This is a genomic window from Pseudoxanthomonas sp. USHLN014 (assembly GCF_037153335.1).
GTDB lineage: Bacteria > Pseudomonadota > Gammaproteobacteria > Xanthomonadales > Xanthomonadaceae > Pseudoxanthomonas_A > Pseudoxanthomonas_A winnipegensis.
The window spans coordinates 699,867-724,470 of sequence record NZ_JBBCKO010000001.1 but is presented as its reverse complement, the minus strand read 5'-3'; the positions used below and the strand labels follow the sequence as shown (position 1 = coordinate 724,470).

At 69.5% G+C, this 24,604-nt stretch carries 21 protein-coding genes and 1 pseudogene; 16 read left to right on the top strand and 6 right to left on the bottom strand.

From position 1 onward, the window contains the following. Positions 1-278: 278 nt before the first annotated feature. Positions 279-2,600: a S8 family peptidase gene (locus WFQ05_RS03315; RefSeq protein WP_337052749.1), complete on the top strand. Its 2,322-nt coding sequence runs from the start codon at positions 279-281 to the stop codon at positions 2,598-2,600. Between the two features lie 72 nt (positions 2,601-2,672). On the opposite strand, the gene smpB is transcribed toward WFQ05_RS03315, so the two are convergent. After that, on the bottom strand, positions 2,673-3,167 hold the full coding sequence (gene smpB, locus WFQ05_RS03310) for an SsrA-binding protein SmpB (protein WP_130518223.1): 495 nt from the start codon (positions 3,165-3,167) through the stop codon (positions 2,673-2,675). 74 nt (positions 3,168-3,241) lie between these two features. Here smpB and WFQ05_RS03305 point away from each other — a divergent pair, with 74 nt between their 5' ends. Next, entirely contained in the window at positions 3,242-3,670 is a 429-nt protein-coding gene (locus tag WFQ05_RS03305; RefSeq protein ID WP_337052617.1) for a type II toxin-antitoxin system RatA family toxin, read from the top strand. Positions 3,671-3,675: 5 nt separating this feature from the next. Then, entirely contained in the window at positions 3,676-3,930 is a 255-nt protein-coding gene (locus WFQ05_RS03300) for an RnfH family protein (protein ID WP_337052616.1), read from the top strand. Positions 3,931-3,951: 21 nt separating this feature from the next. On the opposite strand, the gene bamE is transcribed toward WFQ05_RS03300, so the two are convergent. Beyond that, positions 3,952-4,350, bottom strand: coding sequence for an outer membrane protein assembly factor BamE (bamE, locus tag WFQ05_RS03295; RefSeq protein ID WP_337052615.1), 399 nt, complete (start codon positions 4,348-4,350; stop codon positions 3,952-3,954). A gap of 116 nt (positions 4,351-4,466) precedes the next feature. Between bamE and fur the strand changes: the two genes are divergently transcribed. Next, positions 4,467-4,871, top strand: a complete 405-nt coding sequence (gene fur, locus WFQ05_RS03290) for a ferric iron uptake transcriptional regulator (protein WP_130522640.1) — start codon at positions 4,467-4,469, stop codon at positions 4,869-4,871. Between the two features lie 348 nt (positions 4,872-5,219). On the opposite strand, the gene recN is transcribed toward fur, so the two are convergent. Then, positions 5,220-6,887, bottom strand: coding sequence for a DNA repair protein RecN (recN, locus tag WFQ05_RS03285; RefSeq protein WP_337052614.1), 1,668 nt, complete (start codon positions 6,885-6,887; stop codon positions 5,220-5,222). Positions 6,888-6,978: 91 nt separating this feature from the next. Between recN and hrcA the strand changes: the two genes are divergently transcribed. The 9 genes and pseudogenes from hrcA to dapB all read left to right on the top strand — a co-directional run bounded on the left by hrcA (position 6,979) and on the right by dapB (position 16,942). After that, a complete protein-coding gene (gene hrcA, locus WFQ05_RS03280) occupies positions 6,979-8,055 on the top strand; it encodes a heat-inducible transcriptional repressor HrcA (RefSeq protein ID WP_130531546.1) in 1,077 nt (358 codons plus the stop codon). A gap of 47 nt (positions 8,056-8,102) precedes the next feature. Next, positions 8,103-8,630 carry a nucleotide exchange factor GrpE gene (gene grpE / locus WFQ05_RS03275; protein WP_337052613.1) on the top strand — a complete coding sequence of 176 codons (528 nt, stop codon included), beginning with the start codon at positions 8,103-8,105 and terminating at the stop codon, positions 8,628-8,630. A 144-nt stretch (positions 8,631-8,774) separates the two neighbouring features. Continuing rightward, entirely contained in the window at positions 8,775-10,700 is a 1,926-nt protein-coding gene (gene dnaK / locus WFQ05_RS03270) for a molecular chaperone DnaK (RefSeq protein WP_337052611.1), read from the top strand. A gap of 157 nt (positions 10,701-10,857) precedes the next feature. Beyond that, a complete protein-coding gene (dnaJ, locus tag WFQ05_RS03265; protein WP_130522635.1) occupies positions 10,858-11,985 on the top strand; it encodes a molecular chaperone DnaJ in 1,128 nt (375 codons plus the stop codon). 342 nt (positions 11,986-12,327) lie between these two features. After that, complete coding sequence (gene pdxY / locus WFQ05_RS03260) at positions 12,328-13,239, top strand: pyridoxal kinase (protein ID WP_337052610.1); 912 nt, start codon at positions 12,328-12,330, stop codon at positions 13,237-13,239. Beyond that, positions 13,236-14,339 (top strand): annotated as a pseudogene (locus tag WFQ05_RS03255) (prephenate dehydrogenase); the annotation flags it as partial. The gene pdxY and the pseudogene WFQ05_RS03255, both read left to right, overlap by 4 nt. 15 nt (positions 14,340-14,354) lie before the next feature. Next, positions 14,355-14,822 (top strand): GNAT family N-acetyltransferase, encoded by a 468-nt coding sequence (locus WFQ05_RS03250; RefSeq protein ID WP_337052748.1) that lies wholly within the window; start codon positions 14,355-14,357, stop codon positions 14,820-14,822. A 183-nt stretch (positions 14,823-15,005) separates the two neighbouring features. After that, a complete protein-coding gene (locus WFQ05_RS03245; RefSeq protein WP_337052609.1) occupies positions 15,006-16,211 on the top strand; it encodes a PLP-dependent aminotransferase family protein in 1,206 nt (401 codons plus the stop codon). Further along, the gene (dapB, locus tag WFQ05_RS03240; protein ID WP_131658865.1) at positions 16,208-16,942 is read left to right on the top strand and encodes a 4-hydroxy-tetrahydrodipicolinate reductase; all 735 of its coding nucleotides are present in this window, start codon (positions 16,208-16,210) and stop codon (positions 16,940-16,942) included. Before WFQ05_RS03245 ends, dapB begins: the two co-directional genes overlap by 4 nt. A gap of 25 nt (positions 16,943-16,967) precedes the next feature. On the opposite strand, the gene WFQ05_RS03235 is transcribed toward dapB, so the two are convergent. Genes WFQ05_RS03235 through WFQ05_RS03225 form a run of 3 tightly spaced genes read right to left on the bottom strand, consistent with a single transcriptional unit; the run spans position 16,968 to position 19,314 of the window. Then, entirely contained in the window at positions 16,968-17,159 is a 192-nt protein-coding gene (locus tag WFQ05_RS03235) for a hypothetical protein (protein WP_130522630.1), read from the bottom strand. After that, on the bottom strand, positions 17,156-18,589 hold the full coding sequence (locus WFQ05_RS03230; protein ID WP_337052608.1) for a radical SAM protein: 1,434 nt from the start codon (positions 18,587-18,589) through the stop codon (positions 17,156-17,158). Before WFQ05_RS03230 ends, WFQ05_RS03235 begins: the two co-directional genes overlap by 4 nt. Then, positions 18,574-19,314 (bottom strand): prolipoprotein diacylglyceryl transferase family protein, encoded by a 741-nt coding sequence (locus WFQ05_RS03225; RefSeq protein ID WP_337052607.1) that lies wholly within the window; start codon positions 19,312-19,314, stop codon positions 18,574-18,576. Before WFQ05_RS03225 ends, WFQ05_RS03230 begins: the two co-directional genes overlap by 16 nt. A gap of 307 nt (positions 19,315-19,621) precedes the next feature. On the opposite strand from WFQ05_RS03225, the gene carA reads away from it, so the two are divergent. The 3 genes from carA (at position 19,622) to greA (ending at position 24,563) form a co-directional block, all read left to right on the top strand. Then, positions 19,622-20,752 carry a glutamine-hydrolyzing carbamoyl-phosphate synthase small subunit gene (gene carA, locus WFQ05_RS03220; RefSeq protein ID WP_337052605.1) on the top strand — a complete coding sequence of 377 codons (1,131 nt, stop codon included), beginning with the start codon at positions 19,622-19,624 and terminating at the stop codon, positions 20,750-20,752. 95 nt (positions 20,753-20,847) lie between these two features. Next, positions 20,848-24,090 carry a carbamoyl-phosphate synthase large subunit gene (carB, locus tag WFQ05_RS03215; RefSeq protein WP_337052603.1) on the top strand — a complete coding sequence of 1,081 codons (3,243 nt, stop codon included), beginning with the start codon at positions 20,848-20,850 and terminating at the stop codon, positions 24,088-24,090. Next, positions 24,087-24,563 (top strand): transcription elongation factor GreA, encoded by a 477-nt coding sequence (gene greA, locus WFQ05_RS03210; protein ID WP_130518259.1) that lies wholly within the window; start codon positions 24,087-24,089, stop codon positions 24,561-24,563. Before carB ends, greA begins: the two co-directional genes overlap by 4 nt. The last annotated feature ends 41 nt before the right edge of the window (positions 24,564-24,604 follow it).

Sequence of the window (24,604 nt, the reverse complement as noted above, 5' to 3'; positions counted from 1 at the left end):
GGTTCGAACTGGGTCGGAAGATCGTTCCGATGCAGCCAGTGTAGGGGCGCAGCACACCGGTCACAAGGCGTGCGACGCGGCCCGGTTAGCCTGCAGTGGCCTGATCGCGCCGGCCCAGCGCCGGCGTTGGCATGGACATCCCCCGGCAGGAGACGCGCATGGCCCGCAAGCCCCCGGCCCGCAAGGCCGCCCCGTCCACGTCCTCGACCCGGCGCAAGAGCGCCACCGCCAGCAGGGCCGCGGCCGCGCCGGAGACCCCGCTGGCGCGCAGCGGCTACATGGCCGGCGCCCAGGGCAAGGCGATGACCGTGGTCTACATCCACGGCATCGGCAACAAGCCGCCGGCCGAGGTGCTGCGCTGCCAGTGGGACCAGGCGCTGTTCGGCCGGGCCATGGGCGAGCGCACGCGCATGGCCTACTGGGTGGATCGCAAGCGCTATCCGGTGCCCGAGGCCGGCACCTGCAGCGATCGCGACGAGGGCCCGACCATCAGCCAGGCCGAGCAGCGCGTGCTGTCCGCCTTCGGCCTGCCGCCGGCCGGGGGCGACCTGCATGCGCTGGTCGATGCGCTGGCGCAGACGCCGCAGCAGCGCGCCCAGCTGGAAGCGGTGCTGGAGCAGGTCCAGGACGGCGCGGCACTCGAGGCGGCGGCCGGCCCTGGCGCGCGCGGCCTGTGGTCGGGCCTGAACGAGATCCTGATGCGGCTGGTCTCGGCCGCGCTGCTGCAGGATGTGCACGATTTCTTCTTCGTCCCGACGCGGCGCGCGGCGATGGAGGACAGCCTGCGCGAGCGGCTGATGTCCGGCGGCGGGCCGTTCGTGGTGGTGGCCCACAGCCAGGGCTCGATGATCGCCTACGAGGTGCTGCGCAAGCTCAAGGCCAGCCAGTGCGATGTCGCGCTGCTGCTGACCATCGGCTCGCCGCTGGGGCTGCCGGCGGTACGCAGCATGTTCAAGCAGGACATCAAGCAGAAGAAGCTGCCGTTCCCGCCGTGCGTGCGCGCCTGGTTCAACGTCGCCGACCGCCGCGATCCGGTCGCGCTGGACGCGGATCTGTCCGATGACATCGTCGGCGCCGACGGCCGCTTCAGCAACTACGCCGCGCCGGGCATCAACCCGGACGGGCCGCGCAATCCGCATTCGGGCTCGGGCTATCTGTCCATCGCGCAGGTGCGCAGCCGGGTCCGCGACGTGGTCGGGGCCGGCTTCGACCAGCCGGTGACCAGCACGGTGGTGCTCAAGGACCTCTCCGACCGGATGGAGGCGATGGGCGGGGCGACGCGGCACGAGGTGCTGATCGAGCTGGACCAACTGCCCTCCGGACTGCGCCCGGCCGAGGTCAAGGCGGACCTGGTGGCGCGGATCCGTGCGCTTGCCGCGCCGCAGACCGGGCTGTCGGGGCCAGCGCTGGATGAGGCGATCGTGCTGGAGGACACGCTGGACCGCTTCGTGTCCGCGCAGCTGACGCGCTTCGAGATCGAATCGCTGCGCAACGACTTCAAGGCGCTGAGCTTCAGGCGGCTGTGGCGAGACGCGGGCAAGCGCGCCCTGCTGGACCGCTCGCGCAGCGTGATCCAGGCCGACGCCGCGCAGAGCGCCTATCACGCGCTGGGGCAGGGCATCGGCTGGGCGGTGCTGGACACCGGCATCGCCGCCGGCCATCCGCACTTCTACCAGGCCGGCAAGCGCGACCTGGTGCCGGCGCAGTGGGACTGCACCGTGCGCGGCGCGCCGAAGCTGCTGCGACGCGCCGACGGCCGCGCCTTCACCCACATGGACCGCAGTGGGCACGGCACGCACGTGGCCGGCATCATCGCCGGGCAGTGCAGCGCGCCGTATCCCGGGCAGGACGGTGGGGCGAAGGTCGCGTTCACCGCGATCGCGCCGCAGGCCCAGCTGTATGGCTTCAAGGTGCTCGACGATGAAGGCCGCGGGCGCGACTCGTGGATCATCAAGGCGATCCAGCAGGTCGCCAGGATCAACGACGAGGCCGGCCAGCTGGTGATCCACGGCGTCAACCTGAGCCTGGGCGGCTGGTTCGACGCCGAAAGCTATGGCTGCGGCTTCACCCCGCTGTGCAACGAGCTGCGCCGGCTGTGGCGGCAGGGAGTGGTGGTGGTGCTGGCGGCGGGCAACGAGGGCCTGGCCTGGCTGGTCCAGCAGGACGGCGTGCCGCTGGCGGCCAACATGGACATGACCATCGGCGATCCGGCCAATCTGCAGGAGGCCATCGCGGTGGGATCGGTGCACAAGACCAACCCGCACAGCTATGGCGTGTCCTACTTCTCCTCCAAGGGCCCAACGGCCGACGGGCGCTGCAAGCCGGACGTGGTGGCCCCGGGCGAGAAGATCATCTCGGCGCACTACGACTACCGCCTGCGCGAGCCGTCCACCTGGATGCTGGAAATGAGCGGCACCAGCATGGCCGCCCCGCACGTGTCCGGGCTAGTGGCCGGCTTCCTGTCGGTGCGGCGCGAGTTCATCGGCGCGCCCGACCGGATCAAGGCGCTGCTGATGGCGCACTGCACCGACATCGGCCGCGATCGCTACATGCAGGGCTGCGGCGTGCCCAATCTGGTCAAGATGCTGGCGGCGACCTAGCGGGCGTGCCGAATGCGGCCTTGCCAGGAGGCCAGCCGAGGCACCGCGACCGCTAGAGGACCCGCGGCGCGCTCAAGCGTCGCGGTTGTGCCGGCGCATCACGCGCTGCTTGTCGCGCGCCCACTCGCGGTCCTTCTCCGAGGCGCGCTTGTCGTGGGTCTGCTTGCCCTTGGCCAGCGCCAGCTCCAGCTTGACCTTGTTGCCCTTCCAGTACATCGCGGTGGGGATCAGGGTGTAGCCGTCGCGCTCGACCTTGCCGATCAGCGAGTCGATCTCGCGCCGGTGCAGCAGCAGCTTGCGGGTGCGGCGGTCGTCGGCCACCACGTGGGTGGAGGCCTGGATCAGCGGGGTGAACTGCGCGCCGAACAGGAACAGCTCGCCCTGGCGCACCACCGCGTAGCTCTCGCCGATGTTGGCGCGGCCGGCGCGGATCGACTTCAGCTCCCAGCCCTGCAGGGACAATCCGGCCTCCATGCGCTGCTCGAGGTGGTACTCGTGGCGCGCGCGCTTGTTCAGCGCGATGGTGCCCGTGCTGTTTGCTTTATCCTTGTCCGACTTCTTTGCCATCCGTCCATTGTCGCCGATGGAGCCGGTCGGGGCGAGCCCGCCCTGTTTCGCCGCTCACTCGCACCCCACACACGATGCCCACCATCCGCCGCAGCGCCCTGGTCGAACATCCGGCCGAGTACATGTTCGATCTGGTCAACGACGTCCGCGCGTATCCGCGCCGCTTCAGCTGGTGCGACAGGGCCGAGGTGATTTCCGCCGACGGGGCGCACATGGTGGCGCGGCTGGACCTGGGCCTGGGCGCGCTGCGCACCTGGTTCACCACCGAGAACACGCTCGAGCGCCCGCGGCGCATCGACATGCAGCTCAAGGACGGCCCGTTCCGCAAGCTGCACGGGCTGTGGGAGTTCCAGGCGCTGGGCGAGGGCACCAGCAAGGTCAGCCTGACGCTGGACTTCGAACCGTCCAGCCGGCTGCTGGGGCCGGCGTTCACGCTGGGCTTCCAGACGCTGGCCGACCGCATGGTGGACGATTTCGTGCGCACCGCCGACCGCGGCGACTAAAGGCGATGAAGGTCGAGGTGGTGCTGGCCTGGCCGCGGCATTACCGCGCCGCGACGCTGGAACTGCCGGAGGGCGCCAGCGTGGCCGATGCGCTGCGCGAGGCGCGGCTGGAGGGTCAGGATCAGGCCACGGGCGTGGCGGTGTTCGGCGTGCAGGCCACGCCGCAGACGCGACTGCACGAGGGCGATCGGGTGGAGCTGCTGCGTCCGCTGCAGGTCGATCCGAAGGATGCCCGCCGGCGCCGCGCGGCGACGCCTTAAGGCGTCGCGCTCAGGCGCGGATCAGCCGCCGCCGCCTTTCTTCTTCTTGTCCTTGGCCAGGTTGGGGCCGAACTGGCGGACGCTGTTGCGGGCCAGTTCCTCGTCCTGGTTGGGGAAGTAGTCGCCTTCCCACTTGCTGACCGCATCGCCATTGAAGAACACGGTGAAGTTCTTCATCTGGGTATGGCCCAAGCGGTCGGTGCGCTCGGTGGCCGTGTAGTCCCAGCGCTGGGCATGGAACGGGTCGGCCACCGACGGGGTGCCCAGCAGGGCGAGCACCTGCTGCTTGCTCTGGCCCACGGCGAGCTTGTCCACGTCCTGCTGACGCAGCAGGTTGCCCTGGTAGATCGGCTGCTTGTAGATGATGCCGCAACCGGAAGTGGCCAGGCCAAGGGCGGCGATAAGCAGGAATTTGCGCATGAAGGACGGGTCTGCAAAGGTCGGGAACAAGCCCGCCGATGATACACTGCGCCGCATCGCCGCGACCCAACCGCAAGGCAGCTGGCGTTAAACCGCCAATGAATGGGAGCCCCACGATGGAATCGCTCGATCTGCGCAAGGTCGGTTTGAAGGTCACGCATCCGCGCCTGCGCATCCTGGCGCTGCTGGAAGAAGCCAAGCCCCGGCACATGACCGCCGAAGACATCTACCGCGCGCTGATGGGCGTGGGCGATGAGATCGGCCTGGCCACGGTCTACCGCGTGTTGACCCAGTTCGAGGCCGCCGGCCTGGTGCTGAAGCACAACTTCGAGGGCGGCCAGGCCGTCTACGAGCTGGACCGCGGCGAACACCACGACCATATGGTCGACATCGACACCGGCAAGGTCATCGAGTTCTCCAGCGACGAGATCGAGGCGTTGCAGGAGAAGATCGCCGCCGAGCACGGCTACGAGATCGAGGAACACTCGCTGGTGCTGTACGTGCGCAAGAAGCGCAAGTAAGCCGCCTTGCTGGATGTGGGGGAAAAGGCCGGGAAATCCCGGCCTTTTTTCGCACCCCCTATTCATCGAGGGGCACGGCGCGTGAGCGTCTTGGCTTCGGAGGGAAAGCGGTCCGGCGGGCCGCTTCCCCGCACGTGGTGCGGGAGGCTTCGGGTCGGCAGAAGTCCTGATCCACGTGCCATGGGAGCAGCCGTCTCTTCCGATCAGCTCGCGGCTTACCTGTAGAGCGGAGCTTGCTCCGCTGCTCTCCGTTCGGTTCGTGGGGAAGGCCCCAGCGGAGCAAGCTCCGCTCTACAGGGCGGCGTCACGCGCGGTCGGTGCTTTCCCATCCAACAGGACGGGGCGGCGTCAGTCCACCGCTTCGAGCAGCTTGCCGGCGGCGGCACGGGCCTCGGCGCTGACCTGGACACCGCCGAGCATGCGGGCGAGCTCTTCGCGGCGGGCGCTGGCGTCGAGCGATTCGACCGAGGACTGGGTCATGCCGTCCACCGGCGCCTTGCTGACGCGGTAATGGGCATGGCCTTGGGCGGCGACCTGCGGCTGGTGGGTCACGCACAGCACCTGGCGCGCGCGGCCCAGGTCGCGCAGCTTCTTGCCGACGATGTCGGCCACCGCGCCGCCGATGCCCGAGTCGACCTCGTCGAACACCATGGTCGGCACCGCGTCCGAGCCCAGCGCGGCCACCTCGATGGCCAGCGAGATGCGCGAAAGCTCACCACCGGAGGCGACCTTGCGTAGCGGCCGCGGCGGCTGGCCGGCGTTGGCCGCCACCAGCAGTTCGACCCGCTCGGCGCCCTGGGCGTCGGGGCGCTCGGCGTCGATGGGTTCGAGCTGGACTTCCAGCTTGCCGCCGCCCATGCCCAGCTCGCCGATCAGGGTGCTGGTCTGCTTGGCCAGGCTAGTGGCGGCCTTGGTGCGGACCTTGGTCAAGGCCGCAGCGGCGGCCTTCCAGGCCTGGCGGGCGGCCTCGATCTCGGTATTCAGCCCGGCCAGGCGCTCGCCGGCGCCGCGCAGGCCGTCCAGCTCCTGTTCGATACGGGTGGCGACCTCGTCGAGCTGTTCGGGTGCGACGCGGTGCTTGCGCGCCAGGTCGTGCAGCCGGCCCAGGCGGCGCTCGGCGCGCTCGAACTGGGCCGGATCCACGTCCAGGTCGTCGCGGACCTGGTTGAGCAGCGCCAGGGCCTCCTGCAGCTGGATCTGGGCGCTGTCGAGCAGGCCGTCGACCTCGCCCAGGCGCGGCTCGTGGCTGAGCACGCGCGCCAGCTCGGCGCGGGTCTGCAGCAGCAGCCGGCTGGCCGAGGGGCCTTCGTCGCCGGACAGGCGGGTCAGCCCGTCCTCGCAAGCCTGGATCAGGCTGGAGGCGTGGGCCTGGCGGCGATGTTGCTGGGACAGGGCCTCGATGGCGTCGGGGCTGAGGTCCTCGGCGCGCAGTTCGTCGAGCTGGTGCTGCAGATAGTTGAGCCGGTCGGAGACATCGCCCTGCGCGGTCAGGCGCTCGCGCTCGGCCAGCAGCGTCGACCAGGCGGCCGCGGCCTGGCGCACCTTGGCCAGCTGCGGCGCGCTGCCGGCGAAGGCGTCCAGCAGGTCCAGCTGGCGCGGCTTGGACAGCAGCGCCTGGTGCTCGTGCTGGCCGTGGATCTCCACCAGCAGGCCGGCCAGTTCGGCCAGCTGCGAGACCGGCACGGCGCGACCGTTGATCCAGGCGCGCGAGCCGCCGTCGGCGCGCAGCACGCGGCGCAGCTGGCAGGCGCCGGCCTCGTCCAGGGCATGCTCGGCCAGCCAGGCCAGGGCAGGGGCGGCCGGCGCGAGCTCGAACTCGGCCGACAGCTCGGCGCGCTGGGCGCCGTGGCGCACCACGCCGGCATCGGCGCGCGCGCCGGACAGAAAGCCCAGCGCGTCGACCAGCAGCGACTTGCCGGCGCCGGTCTCGCCGGAGATCACCGTCATGCCGGGGCCGAATTCCAGGTCCGTGGCGCGCACCACGGCGAAGTCCTTGATGGTCAGGTGTCGGAGCATAGTGGCCGGCATTGTAGGGGCAGCCGGCGCAGCGGTTGAGACAGGCGCGGCCCGGTTGCAAGGGCGGCGACGGGACGCTATCTAAAGCGTCATGAAGCCCTCAAGTCCGGACCTCGATGCGCGTTCGCGGCAGCTGCTGCGCACCCTGATCGCCCGCTACATCCAGGATGGCGAGCCGGTCGGCTCGCGCACGCTGGCCCAGCACGCCGGCCTGGACGTCAGCCCGGCGACGATCCGCAACATCCTGGCCGACCTGGAGGACGCCGGGCTGCTGGCCTCGCCGCATACCTCGGCCGGGCGCATTCCCACCCCGCAGGGCTACCGGGTGTTCGTCGACAGCCTGGTGCAGATGCAGCCGCTGGCCGAGCGCGAGGTCGCGCGCCTGCGCGCCGAGCTGCCGGCCGGCACCGGGACCCAGGCGCTGCTGGGCAACGCCTCCGAGCTGCTGTCGGCCATGACCCGCTTCGTCGGCGTGGTCGGCGCGCCGCGGCGCGAGCAGTTCGCCTTCCGCCACATCGACTTCGTGCCGCTGGACGGGCGCCGGGTGCTGGCGATCGTGGTGTTCGCCGACAGCGAGGTGCAGAACCGGGTGATCGAGCCGCGCCGCAGCTTCGACCCCTCCGAGCTGGAGCGCGCGGCCAACTACCTCAACCACCATTTCGCCGGCCGCCCGATCGCCGACATCCGCGCCACGCTGCTGCGCGAGCTGCGCGCGGCGCGCTCGGAGATGGAAGGCCTGCTGGCCCACGCGGTCGAGCTGGCCGACCACGCGCTGACCCCTTCGGACGATGACATGGTGCTGGCCGGGCAGACCCGGCTGATGGGCGTGCAGGACCTGTCCGACCTGGACCGGCTGCGCGAGCTGTTCGAGGCCTTCGCCCGCAAGCGCGAGATCCTGCAACTGCTGGAGCGCACCATGAACGCGCCGGGCGTGCGCATCTTCATCGGCGAGGAGACCGGCCTGGCGCCGCTGGACGGGATGTCGCTGGTCGCCGCGCCGTACCGGGCCCAGGCCAGCGGCCAGGTGCTGGGCGTGCTGGGTGTGATCGGGCCCTCGCGCATGGCCTACCAGACCGTGATTCCTGTGGTGCAGGCGGCGGCCGATGCGCTCGGCGCGGCAATGCTGCGTCCCGGCGATGACTTGAATCCGTCCGCGCCGACCCCATAGGTGGGGCTTGCGGCGGACATCCGACCGCCAGGACGGAAACCACAGACATGACTTCTAACGAACATCCGGGCGGCGAGCAGGCCGCCGCGCACCCCGACGCCCAGGCTTCCACCGAGGCGCTGCTGCAGGCCGAACTGCAGACCCTGCGCAACGAACTGGACCAGCTGCGCGCCTCGGTCCTACTCGAGCGTGCCGACCTTGAGAACCAGCGCAAGCGCGTGGCCCGCGACGTGGACAACGCCCGCAAGTTCGCCAACGAGAAGCTGCTCAACCAGCTGCTGCCCGTGTTCGACAGCCTGGACGCCGGCCTGACCGCCGCCGGCGCCGAGCCCAGCCCGCTGCGCGATGGCCTGGAGCTGACCCAGAAGCAGCTGCTCAAGGTCGCCGACGACAACGGCCTGACCGTGCTCGACCCGGTCGGCAAGCCCTTCGATCCCGAACACCACCAGGCCATCAGCCAGGCCGACGCCAGCGGCGCCGCGCCGGGCAGCGTCGTGCAGGTGTTCCAGAAGGGCTATCTGCTGGGCGGCCGGCTACTGCGTCCGGCGCTGGTGGTCGTGGCCCGCCACGACTGAACGCGACCGGCGGATCTGTCCGGATCGAGATTTTGTGTTCCACGGGCGCTTGAAGCCCACCATCACATCCCTATATCGGGTTCATCGGCAGGCGCGATCCGCCCGCCACACCCCGACAACCACGCTTCCTAACGGAGTCACATCATGGGCAAGATCATCGGCATCGACCTCGGCACGACCAACTCGTGCGTGGCGATCATGGAGGGCGGCAAGGCCCGCGTCATCGAGAATTCCGAGGGCGACCGCACCACGCCTTCGATCGTGGCCTACACCAAGGACGGCGAAGTCCTGGTCGGCGCCTCGGCCAAGCGCCAGGCGGTCACCAACCCCAAGAACACCTTCTACGCGGTCAAGCGCCTGATCGGCCGCAAGTTCACCGACGCCGAAGTCAAGAAGGACCTGGACCTGGTGCCGTACACCATCCTGGCCCACGACAACGGCGATGCCTGGGTGGCCACCGCCGACGGCAAGAAGATGGCCCCGCAGGAAATCTCCGCCCGCGTGCTGGAGAAGATGAAGAAGACCGCCGAGGACTTCCTGGGCGAGAAGGTCACCGAGGCGGTCATCACCGTGCCGGCCTACTTCAACGACAGCCAGCGCCAGGCGACCAAGGACGCCGGCCGCATCGCCGGGCTGGACGTCAAGCGCATCATCAACGAGCCCACCGCCGCGGCCCTGGCCTACGGCCTGGACAAGGGCGACACCAAGGACCGCAAGGTCGCCGTGTACGACCTGGGCGGCGGTACCTTCGACGTGTCGATCATCGAGATCGCCAACGTGGACGGTGAGAAGCAGTTCGAAGTGCTAGCCACCAACGGCGACACCTTCCTGGGTGGCGAGGACTTCGACGCACGCGTCATCGACTATCTGGTGGACGAGTTCAACAAGGACCAGGGCATCGACCTGCGCAAGGACCCGCTGGCCCTGCAGCGCCTGAAGGACGCCGCCGAGCGCGCCAAGATCGAGCTGTCCTCCTCGCAGCAGACCGAGGTCAACCTGCCGTATGTCACCGCCGACGCCTCCGGTCCCAAGCACCTGAACATCAAGCTGACCCGCGCCAAGCTGGAAGCCCTGGTCGACGACCTGATCAAGAAGTCGATCGAGCCGTGCCGCACCGCGCTCAACGACGCCGGCCTGCGCGCCAGCGACATCAGCGAGGTGATCCTGGTCGGCGGTCAGACCCGCATGCCCAAGGTGCAGTCGGCCGTGGCCGAGTTCTTCGGCAAGGAGCCGCGCAAGGACGTCAACCCCGACGAGGCCGTGGCGCTGGGCGCCGCGATCCAGGGCGGCGTGCTGGCCGGCGACGTCAAGGACGTGCTGCTGCTGGACGTGACCCCGCTGTCGCTGGGCATCGAGACCCTGGGCGGCGTGTTCACCAAGATCATCGAGAAGAACACCACCATCCCGACCAAGGCCTCGCAGACCTTCTCCACCGCCGAGGACAACCAGTCGGCCGTGACGGTGCACGTGCTGCAGGGTGAGCGCGAGCAGGCCCGCTTCAACAAGTCGCTGGCCCGCTTCGACCTGTCCGGCATCGAGCCGGCCCCGCGCGGCCTGCCGCAGGTGGAGGTGTCCTTCGACATCGACGCCAACGGCATCCTGCACGTGTCGGCCAAGGACAAGAAGACCAACAAGGAGCAGAAGGTCGAGATCAAGGCCGGTTCGGGCCTGTCGGACGAGGAGATCCAGCGCATGGTCGCCGATGCCGAGGCGCATCGCGACGAGGACAAGAAGTTCCAGGAAATGGTCGGCGCCCGCAACCAGGCCGACGCGCTGATCCACTCGACCCGCACGGCGATCACCGAGCACGGCGCCAAGGTCGGCGGCGATGTGATCGGCAAGGTCGAGGCCGCGCTGGCCGACCTGGAGACGGCGATGAAGGGCGACGACAAGGCCCAGATCGAGGCGCGTTCCAAGGCGCTGGAAGAGGCCGGCCAGTCGCTGTACGCCGCCGCCGCGGCGGGCGAGCAGGGCGGTCCGGGTGCGGACGCCGGCGCCCAGCAGGCGCGCGGTGCGGCCGACGACGTGGTCGATGCCGAGTTCACCGAGGTCAAGGACGATAAGAAGTAAGCAGGGATTCGGGATTGGGGATTCGTAAAGGCCTTGGCCTGCGGATCCCCGCCCCCCGATCCTTGTCCCTGTCTGCGGTGCATAAGAGCGGAAGAGACAGGATCTCTCCGCTTTTGCCGTTAACGAATCCCGATTCCCGAATCCCCAATCCCCGCCTATGAGTAAGCGTGACTATTACGAAGTCCTGGGCGTGGCCCGCAACGCCAGCGACGAGGAGCTGAAGAAGGCCTATCGCCGCTGCGCGATGAAGTATCACCCCGACCGCAATCCCGGCGACCACACCGCCGAGGTGATGTTCAAGGAGTGCAAGGAGGCCTACGAGGTGCTGTCCGACGGCGGCAAGCGCCGCCTGTACGACCAGCACGGCCATGCGGCCTTCGAGCACGGCATGGGCGGCGGCGGTGCCGGCTTCGGCGGGCCGGACATGGGCGATATCTTCGGCGACATCTTCGGCAACATCTTCGGTGGGGCCGGCGGCGCGCGTCAGGCCCGTCGCGGTGCCGACATCGGCTATGTGATGGAGCTGGACCTGGAAGAGGCCGTGGCCGGGGTCGAGAAGCGCATCGAGATCCCGACCATGGCCGTGTGCGAGCCCTGCCACGGCAGCGGTTCGGAGGACGGCAAGGTCGAGACCTGCACCACCTGCGGCGGTCGCGGCCAGGTGCGCATGCAGCGCGGCATTTTCACCATGCAGCAGGCCTGTCCGCACTGCGACGGACGCGGCCAGATCATCCGCAACCCCTGCCGCGTCTGCCATGGCGCCGGGCGCGTGGAGGAAGAGCGCGTGCTGTCGGTCAAGATCCCGGCCGGCGTGGACACCGGCGATCGCATCCGCCTGGCCGGCGAGGGCGAGGCCGGCCCGACCGGCACCCCGCCAGGCGATCTGTACGTGGAGGTGCGTGTGCGCGAGCACGCCATCTTCCAGCGCGACGGCGATGATCTGCATTGCGATGTGCCGATCCGTATCTCGCAGGCCGCGCTGGGCGACACCGTGCGCGTGCCGACCCTGGGCGGCGAGGCGGAGATCCGCGTCCCGGCCGAGACCCAGACCGGCAAGCTGTTCCGCCTGCGCGGCAAGGGCGTCAAGTCGGTGCGCAGCCGCGCCACCGGCGATCTGTTCTGCAAGGTCGTGGTCGAAACCCCGGTCAACCTGACCCAGCAGCAGCGCGAGCTGCTCGAGCAGTTCGAGGCCACCTTCGTCGGCGAGGACGCGCGCAAGCATTCGCCCAAGTCGGCCACGTTCCTGGATGGCGTCAAGGGCTTCTGGGACCGGATGACGTCGTGAGCTTGGGGTCCTGAGTCGGCTCGCCGACTCAGAACCTCCGCGCCATACCCGCAATCGGCACCCGCAAAGCACCCTGATCCGCTCCCTCCCTTGCGCGCAGCGCAGGGGAGGGCCGGGGAGGGGTGCTTTTGCTTTTGGCGTTGCTGCGCAAGCAGCGACAGCAACAACAGAAGCAACAGCAACAGCAAAAGCCAACCCCTCCCCCTCAGTCGCTAGCCGCGACTTCGAGCTCCCCTGCGCTGCGCGCAAGGGAGGGGGCAGGAGCAGCGATGCGCGGGCGACGCTTCAATCCCCAATCCCCAATCCCCAATCCCCGCCCCACCACCCACTTACAATGCGCGCATGACCCAAAACACGCGCGAAAGCCATCTCGTCCACGGTCGACGCCAGCGCCCGGAAGGGCCAGCGCCGGTCGATGTCCTGACCGTGCAGTCGCAGCTGGTCTATGGCCATGCCGGCAACAGCGCCGCCGCGCCGCCGCTGCGCGCGCTCGGCCTGCGGGTGGCCGAGGTGCCGACCACGCTGCTCAGCAACACACCCTTCTATCCGACCCTGCGCGGCCACATCCTGCCGGCGCAGTGGTTAACCGATCTGCTGCTCGGCGCCAGCGAGCGCGGCCTGCCGCAGCGCGCCCGCGCCCTGGTGTCGGGCTACTTCGGCAGCCTGGCCAACGGTGAGGCCTTTGCCGACTGGCTGGAGCGCACGCAGGCGCAGGCCCCGGCGCTGCGCTACGTGCTCGACCCGGTGATCGGCGACACCCATACCGGCCCTTATGTCGAGCCGGCGCTGGAGACGGTCTTCGTCGAGCGCCTGCTGCCGCGCGCGTGGATGGTCACGCCCAACGCCTTCGAACTGGGCCGCCTCACCGGGCTGCCCAGCTTGGCCCAGGACGATGCGCTGACCGCCGCGCGGCAACTGCTGGCGCGTGGGCCGCAGTGGGCACTTGTGCACAGCGTCGAGGGAGCCCCGGGCGAGCTGGTCACGCTGCTGGTCGGGCACGAGGCGGTGTATCGCTGGGCCACGCCGTGGCTGCCGGTGGACGTGGCCGGCACCGGCGATGTGCTGGTCGCGCTGACCCTGGGCCTGCATCTGCGCGGTGAGCCGCTCGAGAGTGCGATCGGCAGCGCCCTGGCCGGCGTGCACGCCGCGCTGGAGGCCACCCTGGCCGCGGGCGTGGAGGAACTGGACGTGCACGCCGCCGCGCCCGCGGCGCTGGCCACCCCGGCGCGCTTCCCCGCGCAGCGGCTGGCATGAGCCCGGTGTCCTGCGTCGGCATCGTCGGCAGCGCCGGCGCCTACGGCCGCTGGCTGGGCGCCTTCCTCGAGCGGCACCTGGGCGTGCGTGTCATCGGCCAGGATCCGGCCGATCCCGCCTCGCGCACGCCGCAGCAGCTGATCGAACAGGCCCAGGTGCTGGTGTTCAGCGCGCCGATCCGCATCACCGAGCAGGTGATCGGCGACTACGTGCGCCTGGCGGCCGGGCGCGAGGCCGGGCAGCTGTGGATCGACCTGACCTCGATCAAGACCGGCCCGGTCGCCGCGATGCTCGCCTCGCAGGCCGAAGTCGTCGGCCTGCATCCGATGACCGCGCCGCCCAAGTCGCCCACGCTCAAGGGCCGGCCGATGGTGGTGTGCGAGGCGCGCCTGGACGCCTGGCGTCCCTGGCTGCAGCGGCTGCTCGACGCGCTGCAGGCCCAGTGCGTGCGCACCACGCCCGAGCACCACGATCAGGTCATGGCGCTGGTGCAGGCCCTGGTCCACGCCACCCACCTGGCGCAGGCTGGCGTGCTGCGCCGCCATGCCGAACACGTCGGGTCACTGGCCGAGCTGTTCCCGTACCGCTCGGCGTCCTTCGAGATGGACGGGGCGATGATCGCGCGCATCCTGGCGCTCAATCCGGCCATCTACGAGGACATCCAGTTCGGCAATCCGCACGTGCCGCAGGTGCTGGACACGCTGGTCGAGGAGGTCACGCGGCTGCGCGATCTGGTCGGGCAGGGCGATGAGGCGGCGCGCGGCGGATTCCGCCAGGACGTGCTGGCCGCCAACAAGGCCGCCATCGGCGCCACGGCGCTGGCCGAGGGCAACTACCGCTTCGAGCGCATCGGCTATCTACTGGCCGACCTGGCCGAGACGCGCAGCCTGTCGGTGCATCTGCCGCTGGATCAGCCCGGCTCGCTGCGGGCGCTGCTGCACGTGTTCGAGCGGCACGGGGTGAGCATCGCCTCGCTGCATTCGCTGCGCAATCCGGCGGGCGAGCTGCACTTCCGGCTGGGATTCGATGCGGATGTCGACCTGGGCGCGTTGGCGCGGGCGGCGGCCGAGGTCGATGCCAGCGGCATCGGCCGCGTGCTCGATGGGGCCTCGTCGATGCCGGCGCTGTCGCCGGCGCGGCGCCTGGCCGCCTTGCTGCAACGGCGCGCGGCCACGCCGGACGACGTGCCGGCGCTGCTGGCCCTGCGCGAGGCGACCATGCGCGAGCACATGCGCAATTCCGGGGTCGATACCTCGCCCGGCAGCATGCTGGCCCGCCTGTTGAACGGCTACCAGCATGCGCAGGTGCTGCTGCGCGAGGAGCGTATCGTCGGCCTGCTCAAGCTCGATCGCAGCGGGCCGGACCATGTGGTGATGCAGATCCAGGTCGCCCCCGAGCTGCAGGGGCAGGGCCTGGGCCGGGCGCTGCTGGAGGAGTACATCGAGCAGGCGCGCGCCGCCGGCAAGGACGTCACCCTGCACGTGCTCAAGGCCAATCCGGCGCGTGGCCTGTACGAGCGGCTGGGCTTCGTGGTCGAAGGCGAGGATGCGCACGAGTTCCACATGCGGCTGCCGCATCGCTGAGGTTTTCCACACCGCCTGTGGATGACCGGCGGCACAACCCTGTGGACAACCCGGCGGCAGGCGCGCCGGACAAGGCCCGTTTCCGCATTGGTGGATTTTTCGCCAGCAGGACGGCCAGCGCCCACTTAGGCCTTCCGCGTCGCAGCGCGATGCGGCACCGGCGCGCGCGGTATCCTTGGCGGCATGAGCACCCAGATCACCCTGTCCCAGCGCGCCCTGGCCCTGACCAGCTCGGCGATCCGCGAAATCCTCAAAGTGACCGAGCGCCCGGAGGTCATCTCCTTCGCCGGCGGCCTGCCGGCCGCCTCGACCTTCCCGGTCGAGCGCATGCGCGCGGCCACCGACAAGGTACTCACCGAGGCGCCGCAGGCCGCGCTGCAGTACGGCCCGACCGAGGGCTACGGCCCGCTGCGCGAGTGGGTGGCACAGCGTCTGGCGGCCGCCGGCGCGCCGGTGCCGGCCAGCCGCGTGCTGATCGTCACCGGCTCGCAGCAGGGCCTGGATCTGCTCGGCAAGACGCTGATCGATGAGGGCAGCAAGGTGCTGGTCGAAACGCCGAGCTACCTGGGCGCGCTGCAGTCCTTCTCGCTGTTCGCCCCGGCCTTCGCCGGCATGCCGTCGGACGAGGACGGCATCGATGTCGACGCGCTCACGCCCACGCTGCTGGACGGCGCGCGCTTCATGTACTGCCTGCCCAACTTCCAGAACCCCACCGGCAAGCGCCTGCCGCTGGCCCGGCGCAAGGCGCTGGTCGCCACCGCGCTGGCCGCCGGCGTGCCGGTGGTCGAGGACGATCCCTACGGCGAGCTGAGCTACGGCGGCGAACACCTGCCCAGCCTGCTTTCGCTCAACCCCGAAGGCGGGATCTACATGGGCTCGTTCTCCAAGGTGCTGGCACCGGGCCTGCGCCTGGGCTATGTGGTCGCGCCCGAGCCGCTGTTCTCCAAGCTGGTCCAGGCCAAGCAGGCCGCCGACCTGCATACGCCGTCCTTCAGCCAGCGCATCGTCTACGAGACCGTGCGCGATGGCTTCCTGGACGAGCACATCCCGACCATCCGCGACCTCTACGCGCGCCAGTGCCAGCTGATGCTCGATGCGCTCGAGCGCTACTTCCCGGCGCAGGCGCACTGGACGCGGCCGCAGGGCGGCATGTTCGTCTGGGTGACCCTGCCGCACGGCATCGACACCACCGCGCTGCTGGCCAAGGCGATCGCGCGCAACGTGGCCTTCGTGCCCGGCGCTCCCTTCTACGCCACCGATCCGCAGATCAACACGCTGCGCCTGTCGTTCGTGACCGTGCCGGGCGAGAAGATCGAGGCCGGCATGAAGATCCTGGGCGAACTGGTGTCCGAGGCCATCGCCGCCCTGCCAGCCGCCGCGGCCGCATGACGGTGAAGGGCGATCGCACGAGCCCGCCGCTGCGGGTGCTGATTCACGGTGCCTCGGGCCGCATGGGCCAGGCGCTGCTGCGACTGGCGGCCGGCGAGCCAGCGCTGCAGGTCGTGGCCGCGGTGACCCATCGCCCGCCGGCCACGCGCGTGGTCGATGGCGTGGCGTACTTCGCCGCCAGCGAGCTGCCTGGCGCGCCGGTGTTCGACGTGGCCATCGACTTCAGCCTGCCGGAAGGGTTCGACCCGATCCTGGCGCTGTGCCTGCAGCGCAAGGCCGCGCTGGTGTCCGGCACCACCGGGCTGTCCGAGGCCCAGCGCGCCGCGCTGCAGCAGGCCGGCGGCGACATCCCCGTGGTGTGGGCCTCCAACTTCAGCCTGGGCGTGGCCGTGCTGGCCGAACTGGTCGAACGCGCGGCCGCCGCGCTGCCCGGCTGGGACTGCGACATCATCGAGTCCCACCACATCCACAAGCAGGACGCCCCGTCCGGCACGGCCCTGACCCTGGGGCAGGGCGTCGAACTGGCCGGCGCCACGCCGCGCTACGCCAGCCTGCGCGCCGGCGACATCGTCGGCGAGCATCTGGTCCAGTTCACCGGCCTAGGCGAGCGTGTGGAACTGACCCACCGCGCCACCAACCGCGACATCTTCGCCCGCGGTGCGCTGCACGCCGCACAGCGGCTCACGGACCGGCCGCCGGGCCTGTATCGCGTGCGCGATCTGCTGGACTGAAGCGGTGCCGCGGCCGCGGCGTCGCTCAGTTGCTCATCGCGATCATGCCGAAGCACGCCGCCGCCAGCAGGAGGGTCAGCCCGCCGATCGTGGCCAGGATGCCGATGATGACCTTGGCCCAGACCGGCAGGCCGCCGCGCTGCGGCTCGGGTGCGGGCGGCAGTTCGGGCGGCTGTGCCTGCGATGGCGAGGTGTCGTCTTGGTCCGCGGTGTTCATGCCGTTGCGTCCTTGAGCGGGGTGCCGTCGACCCAGGCGCGCAGCGCTTGCAGCTGCTGACGCCGGTCGTCGCGGTAGAACAGGTTGAATGTGTCGAACGGCACGATCGTGCCATCGGGCTGGGCGATGTGGACGCAACTCTTCTTCACCGAGCGCAGGTCGAAGCCCTCCGCGTCGATGAAGGCCATGATCAGCACGCGGAAGACGTTGCGGTAGTCCAGCCCCTGCGGGGCCTGCACCTGCGGCAGGCAGCAGAGCAGGTCGGACAGTGAGCAGGCCTGCGACTGCGGCGAATGGTTGGTGGCGAACAGCTTGAACACGGCCTCGCGCAGCTGATCGTCCTTCTCCACCACGATGCTGTTGCGGCCGCCTTCGATCAGCACCTCCGGCGGGATCAGGCCGGTCAGCGGCACGACGCGGTCCTCCAGCTTCAGCGCGTAGGCCATCGCCAGCGCATCGGGATGGCAGGGGACCGGGATCAGGTCCTCGGGCCGGAACAGCGCGCTCTGCTCGAGGATGCCGCGCCGCACTTCGGTCAGCGTCAGACGGTCGCGCGCCGGGTCGTAGCCCTCGGTGCGGCCTGCGTGCTGGATCGGCTGGAAGGTGACGCCGCGCACGCAGGGCTGGCGCCGGGCGAAGTCGATGATCTCGCCCAGCTCGCCATCGTTGAGGCCCTTCTTGACCGTGACCACCAGCGTGGTCGAGATGCCGAGCCGGTTGAGCGCCTCCAGCGCCCGGCGCCGGACCTCCACCAGGCGCGCGCCGCGCAGCTCCTGGTGGACCTCCTCGCGCAAGGAATCGAACTGCAGGTACAGCTCGAAGCCAGGCATGTAACCGGCCAGGCGCTCGACGAACGCCGGGTCCTTGGCGATCCGCAGCCCGTTGGTGTTGACCATCAGGTGGCGGATGGGACGGGCCTTGGCCGCATCGAGGATCTCGAAGAACTGCGGGTGCAGGGTCGGTTCGCCGCCGGAGATCTGCACCACGTCCGGCTCGCCCTCGTTGGCGACCACCGCATCGAGCATGCGCTCGATCGCGGCCAGATCGCGAAAGCCGGGGCGATGCGGGCCCGAATCGGCATAGCAGATCGGGCAGCGCAGATTGCAGTGATCGGTGACCTCGATCAGGGTCAGGCAGCTGTGCTGCATGTGCTCGGGGCACAGCCCGCAGTCGTAGGGGCAGCCCCAGCGGCGCTCGGTGTTGAAGCGCTGCGGCAATTCGGGCGGCTTGATGAAGCGCTCGCGGCACAGGCGGTAGTACTGAATGTCGTCGGCCACCAGCACGCGCTCGCGGCCATGCTGCGGGCACCACTTCTCCAGGTAGACGCCGCCGTCCTTGAACAGGATGGTCGCCTCCACCCGGCGCAGGCAGGTCGAGCACACCGACACCGCGGTGTCGTAGAACAGGTAAGGCCTTACTTTTGCCGCCATGCAGGGGGCCATGCGATGCGTGGGAGGTCGCGCACATGGTAGGCCACGCCCAGGACGCACAGCAGCTGCAGGCCGGACAGCACACCGAAGTAGTACAGCGGGATCGGCCGGATCGACTCGACCGCCAGGCGGTAGAGCAGGTAGCCGACCAGGAACAGCTTGAAGCGGTCGCCCGGGCGCGGCAGGCGGCCGCCATAGCGGGTCAACAGCCCGCCCCACAGCGCGACGAAGACGATCTCGTAAAGCTGGGTCGGGTGGCGCGCGATGCCATCGCCGAAGTCCACGCCCCAGGGCAGGGTGGTGGGGTTGCCGTAGGTATGGTCCGCCAGGCCGCCCAGGAAACAGCCGATGCGCCCAATGATCATGCCCACCGTCAGCGGCAGGACGAAGGCATCGCCGGTCGAGCCGCGGATCCCGGCAAGGCGCTTGGCAAGCTCGACGCCGGCCCAGCCACCCAGCAGCGCACCGATGATGGACTTGCCTTCCAGCAGGCGACGGAACGAGGGAAAGTCGGCGAAGGCAGACGCAGGATCGTAGAGCCAGTAGGCGATCTTGCTGCCGACGGCCGCGCCCAGCACGGTGCCGGCGACCAGCAGCAGCGCCTGGACCCGGTCGGTCTGCCCGGGGTAGGGCAGGCGGCGGCGCTCGCGCAGATAGAGCTGGAAGCCCACCGAATAGGCGGCCGCCTCCATGAGGGTATGAAGCCAGTAGGCGTTCAGCGTCATCAAGGCCAGTGTAGCCGTCGGCGTGGCGTGTCGAGCTCCCGATCGCCGCGTGAATCACGCCACATCCTGCGGCCTTGCGTGGCAGGCGATGGGGTTGCTCGCCCCGCCGCAACGTTGAGCGAATTTCGTCAGGCCCGGGCGCCGTGCGAAAAAAGCGGCTGGCGCGGGGGGCGCCGGGTCCGTACAATTCGCACTCGCCTGTTAACCCACATCGCCTCGGACCGGAGAAGCGCCGCGTCCGCGGTTTCTTGCAGCCGCAAGTTGGACGTGGGCGCAGGGTTCCTCCCATCCCCAAGGCGAACCTGCAGTGACCCAACCCGCAATCCTGGTCCTCGAAGACGGCACCGTATTCGAGGGTGAATCGGTCGGCGCGAACGGCCTGTCCGTCGGCGAAGTGGTGTTCAACACCGCCATGACCGGCTATCAGGAGATCGTCACCGATCCGTCCTACGCCCGTCAGCTCGTCACGCTGACCTATCCCCATATCGGCAACACCGGCTGCACCGACCAGGACGACGAGGCCGCCAAGGTCTGGTCGGCCGGCCTGATCGTGCGCGACGTGCCGCGCCGTCCCAGCAGCTGGCGCAGCCAGATCTCGCTGCAGGACTGGCTGGCCGCGCGCGGCGTGGTCGCCATCGCCGGCATCGACACCCGCAAGCTCACGCGCATCCTGCGCGAGAAGGGCGCGCAGAACGGCGCGCTGATGGCCGGGCAGATCGATGTCGAGCAGGCACTGGAAGCTGCACGCAAGTTCCCCGGCCTCAAGGGCATGGACCTGGCCAAGGTGGTCTCCACCGACAAGACCTATCCGTGGACCGAGGGCCAGCTGGACCTGGATACCGGCAAGCCGGTCCAGGCCGCGGCCAAGTTCAAGGTCGTGGCCTACGATTACGGCGTCAAGCTCAACATCCTGCGCATGCTGGCCGAACGTGGCTGCGAGGTGACCGTGGTGCCGGCGCAGACGCCTGCGGCGCAGGTGCTGGCGCTCAATCCCGACGGCGTGTTCCTGTCCAACGGCCCCGGCGATCCGGAGCCGTGCGACTACGCCATCGAAGCGATCAAGGAATTCGTCGCCAGGAAGGTGCCGACCTTCGGCATCTGCCTGGGCCATCAGCTGCTGGCGCTGGCCGCCGGGGCGAAGACGGTGAAGATGGGACACGGCCATCACGGCGCCAACCATCCGGTCATCGACCTGGACTCGGGCCGGGTGATGATCACCTCGCAGAACCACGGCTTCGCGGTGGACGAGGCCAGCGTCCCGGCCAATGTGCGCGTGACGCACCGCTCGCTGTTCGACGGCACCAACCAGGGCATCGCGCTGACCGATGCGCCGGCGTTCTCCTTCCAGGGCCACCCGGAAGCCTCGCCCGGCCCGCATGACGTGTCGCCGCTGTTCGACCGGTTCGTCGAGCTGATGGAAACCCAGGCGCGCGGCTGAGTCCGCGCATCTGACCGCCTTGTCGGCATGGCCGCGGCCATGCCTTCCGATTCCAGCGTCGCCGCCGCCTGCGCGACGCCAACACGAGTAGCGAAATGCCAAAGCGCACCGACCTCAAGACCATCCTCATCATCGGCGCCGGCCCGATCGTCATCGGCCAGGCCTGCGAGTTCGACTACTCCGGCGCACAGGCCTGCAAGGCGCTGCGCGACGAGGGCTACCGCGTGGTGCTGGTCAACTCCAACCCGGCCACGATCATGACCGACCCGGAGATGGCCGACGCGGTCTACATCGAGCCGATCAACTGGCAGACGGTCGAGAAGATCATCGCCAAGGAGCGCCCCGACGCGCTGCTGCCGACCATGGGCGGCCAGACCGCGCTGAACTGCGCGCTGGACCTGGCCGATCACGGCGTGCTGGAGAAGTACGACGTCGAGCTGATCGGCGCCAAGCGCGACGCCATCCGCATGGCCGAGGACCGCGAGCTGTTCCGCGTGGCCATGGGCGAGATCGGCCTGGAATGCCCCAAGGCCGAGGTGGCGCGCAGCTTCGAGCAGGCCGTCGAGATCCAGGCCAAGGTCGGCTACCCGACCATCATCCGGCCGTCCTTCACGTTGGGCGGCACCGGCGGCGGCATCGCCTACAACAAGGAAGAGTTCGAGGAGATCATCAAGCGCGGCCTGGAACTCTCGCCGGTGCACGAAGTGCTGGTGGAAGAGTCGGTGCTGGGCTGGAAGGAGTTCGAGATGGAAGTGGTCCGCGACACGGCGGACAACTGCATCATCGTCTGCTCGATCGAGAACCTGGACCCGATGGGCGTGCACACCGGCGACTCGATCACCGTCGCCCCGGCCCAGACCCTGACCGACAAGGAATACCAGCGCCTGCGCGATGCCTCCATCGCGGTGCTGCGCAAGATCGGCGTGGACACCGGCGGCTCGAACGTGCAGTTCGGCATCAGCCCGACCACCGGCCGGGTGGTGGTGATCGAGATGAATCCGCGCGTGTCGCGCTCCTCGGCGCTGGCCTCCAAGGCCACCGGCTTCCCGATCGCCAAGGTCGCGGCCAAGCTGGCGGTGGGCTATACGCTGGATGAGCTGAAGAACGAGATCACCGGCGGCCTGACCCCGGCCTCGTTCGAGCCCTCGATCGACTATGTGGTCACCAAGATCCCGCGCTTTGCCTTCGAGAAGTTCCCGCAGGCCGACGCGCGTCTGACCACGCAGATGAAGTCGGTGGGCGAGGTGATGGCCATGGGCCGCACCTTCCAGGAATCGGTGCAGAAGGCGCTGCGCGGCCTGGAGACCGGCAAGGTCGGCTTCGACCCCACCGGCCTGGACCTGGCCAGCGAGGACGACCTGGCCACGCTGCGCCGCGAGCTCAAGGCCCCGGGCCCGGAGCGTCTGTTCTACGTGGGCGATGCGTTCCGCGCCGGCATGAGCGTGGAGGAGATCTACGCGCTGTCCTTCATCGATCCGTGGTTCCTGGACCAGATCGAGGAGATCATCGCCGAGGAGCAGCGCGTGGCCGCCGAAGGCCTGGGCTCGCTGGACACCGCGCGCATGCGCAGGCTCAAGCGCGCCGGCTTCTCCGATGCGCGCCTGGCCCAGCTGGCCGGCACCGACGAGGGCGCCGTGCGCGTGCTGCGCAAGGCGCTGGGCGTCAAGCCGGTCTACAAGCGCGTGGACTCGTGCGCGGCCGAGTTCGCCACCAGCACCGCCTACCTGTACTCGACCTACGAGGACGAGTGCGAGGCCCAGCCGACCCAGCGCGACAAGATCATGATCCTCGGCGGCGGCCCCAACCGCATCGGCCAGGGCATCGAGTTCGACTACTGCTGCGTGCATGCGGCGCTGGCGCTGCGCGAGGACGGGTTCGAGACCATCATGGTCAACTGCAACCCGGAGACCGTCTCGACCGACTACGACACCTCCGACCGTCTGTACTTCGAGCCGCTGACGCTGGAAGACGTGCTGGCCATCGTCGAGCTGGAGCAGCCCAAGGGCTTGATCGTCCAGTACGGCGGCCAGACCCCGCTGAAGCTGGCGCGTGCGCTGGAAGCCAACGGCGTGCCGGTGATCGGCACCTCGCCCGATTCGATCGACCTGGCCGAGGACCGCGAGCGCTTCCAGCAGCTGGTCGACAAGCTCGGCCTGAAGCAGCCGCCCAACCGCATCGCCCGCAACGACCAGGAAGCGCTGCTGCTGGCGCGCGAGATCGGCTATCCGCTGGTGGTGCGCCCGAGCTACGTGCTCGGCGGCCGCGCCATGGAGATCGTCTATGGCGAATCGGACCTGGCGCGCTACGTGCGCGATGCGGTCAAGGTGTCCAACGATTCGCCGGTGCTGCTGGACCGCTTCCTGGACAACGCGGTCGAGTGCGATGTGGACATCATCGCCGACAAGGACGGTCAGGTCCTGATCGGCGGGGTGATGGAGCACATCGAGGAAGCCGGCGTGCACTCGGGCGACTCCTCGTGCTCGCTGCCGCCGTACTCGCTCTCCGCCCAGACCCAGGCCGAGCTGCGCCGCCAGGTGGTGGAGCTGGCCAAGGCCCTGAACGTGGTCGGCCTGATGAACACCCAGTTCGCCATCCAGACCGGCGACGACGGCCAGGACGTGGTCTACCTGCTGGAAGTCAATCCGCGCGCCTCGCGCACGGTGCCGTTCGTGTCCAAGGCCACCGGTGTGGCGCTGGCCAAGATCGCCGCACGCTGCATGGCCGGCAAGACGCTGGCCGAGCAGGGCGCCACGGTCGAGGTCGTGCCGGACTACTACTCGGTGAAGGAGGCGATCTTCCCGTTCGCCAAGTTCCAGGGCGTCGATCCGATCCTGGGGCCGGAGATGCGTTCGACCGGCGAGGTGATGGGCGTGGGTCGCAGCTTCGGCGCGGCGATGGCGCGCGCGCAGGAGGCTGGCGGCATCAAGGCCCCGCAGCCGGGCAAGGCCTTCGTCTCGGTGCGCGACCCGGACAAGCAGCGCGTGCTGCCGGTGGCCCAGGCGCTGGTCGAGCGCGGATTCACGTTGGTGGCCACGGTCGGTACGGCACAATGGCTGCGCGCGCACGGCTTCGAATGCGCGCAGGTCAACAAGGTCACCGACGGCCGCCCGCATATCGTGGACCTGATCAAGAATGGCGAGATCGTCTACATCGTCAACACGACCGAGGGCCGTCGCGCGATCTCCGACTCGTTCTCCATCCGTCGTGAAGCGCTGCAGCAGCGCCTCACGTATTCGACCACCATCGCCGGCGCGCGCGCGCTGGTGAATTCGCTGGAGTTCCGCGGCACCGGCCCCGTGCTGGCGCTGCAGGAGCTGCACAAGGAGTTGCAAGCATGAGAGCCCCCATCACCAAGCAGGGCGCCCAGCGCCTGCGTGACGAGCTCGACCACCTCAAGTCGGTCAAGCGTCCGGAAGTGATCGCCGCCATCGCCGAGGCGCGTGCGCACGGCGACCTGAAGGAAAACGCCGAGTACCACGCCGCCCGCGAGCAGCAGGGCTTCATCGAAGGCCGCATCAACCAGCTGGAGAGCGAGCTGTCCACCGCCGAGGTGATCGACGTGGCCGCGCTCAACGCCGGGACGCGCGTGGTGTTCGGCGCCACAGTGGTGCTGGCCGACGTCGACACCGACGAGGAGAAGAAGTACCAGATCGTGGGTGACCTGGAGGCGGACATCAAGCAGTCGCTGATCGCCATCTCCTCGCCGATCGCGCGCGCGCTGATCGGCAAGAACGAGGGCGACAGCGTCACCATCCAGGCGCCCGCGGGCGAACACGAGTACGAGATCGTCAGCGTCTCCTACGGCGCCTGAGCGCGTGGGCGTGCCGATGCGCGGCGTTGATCGCCTGCGGT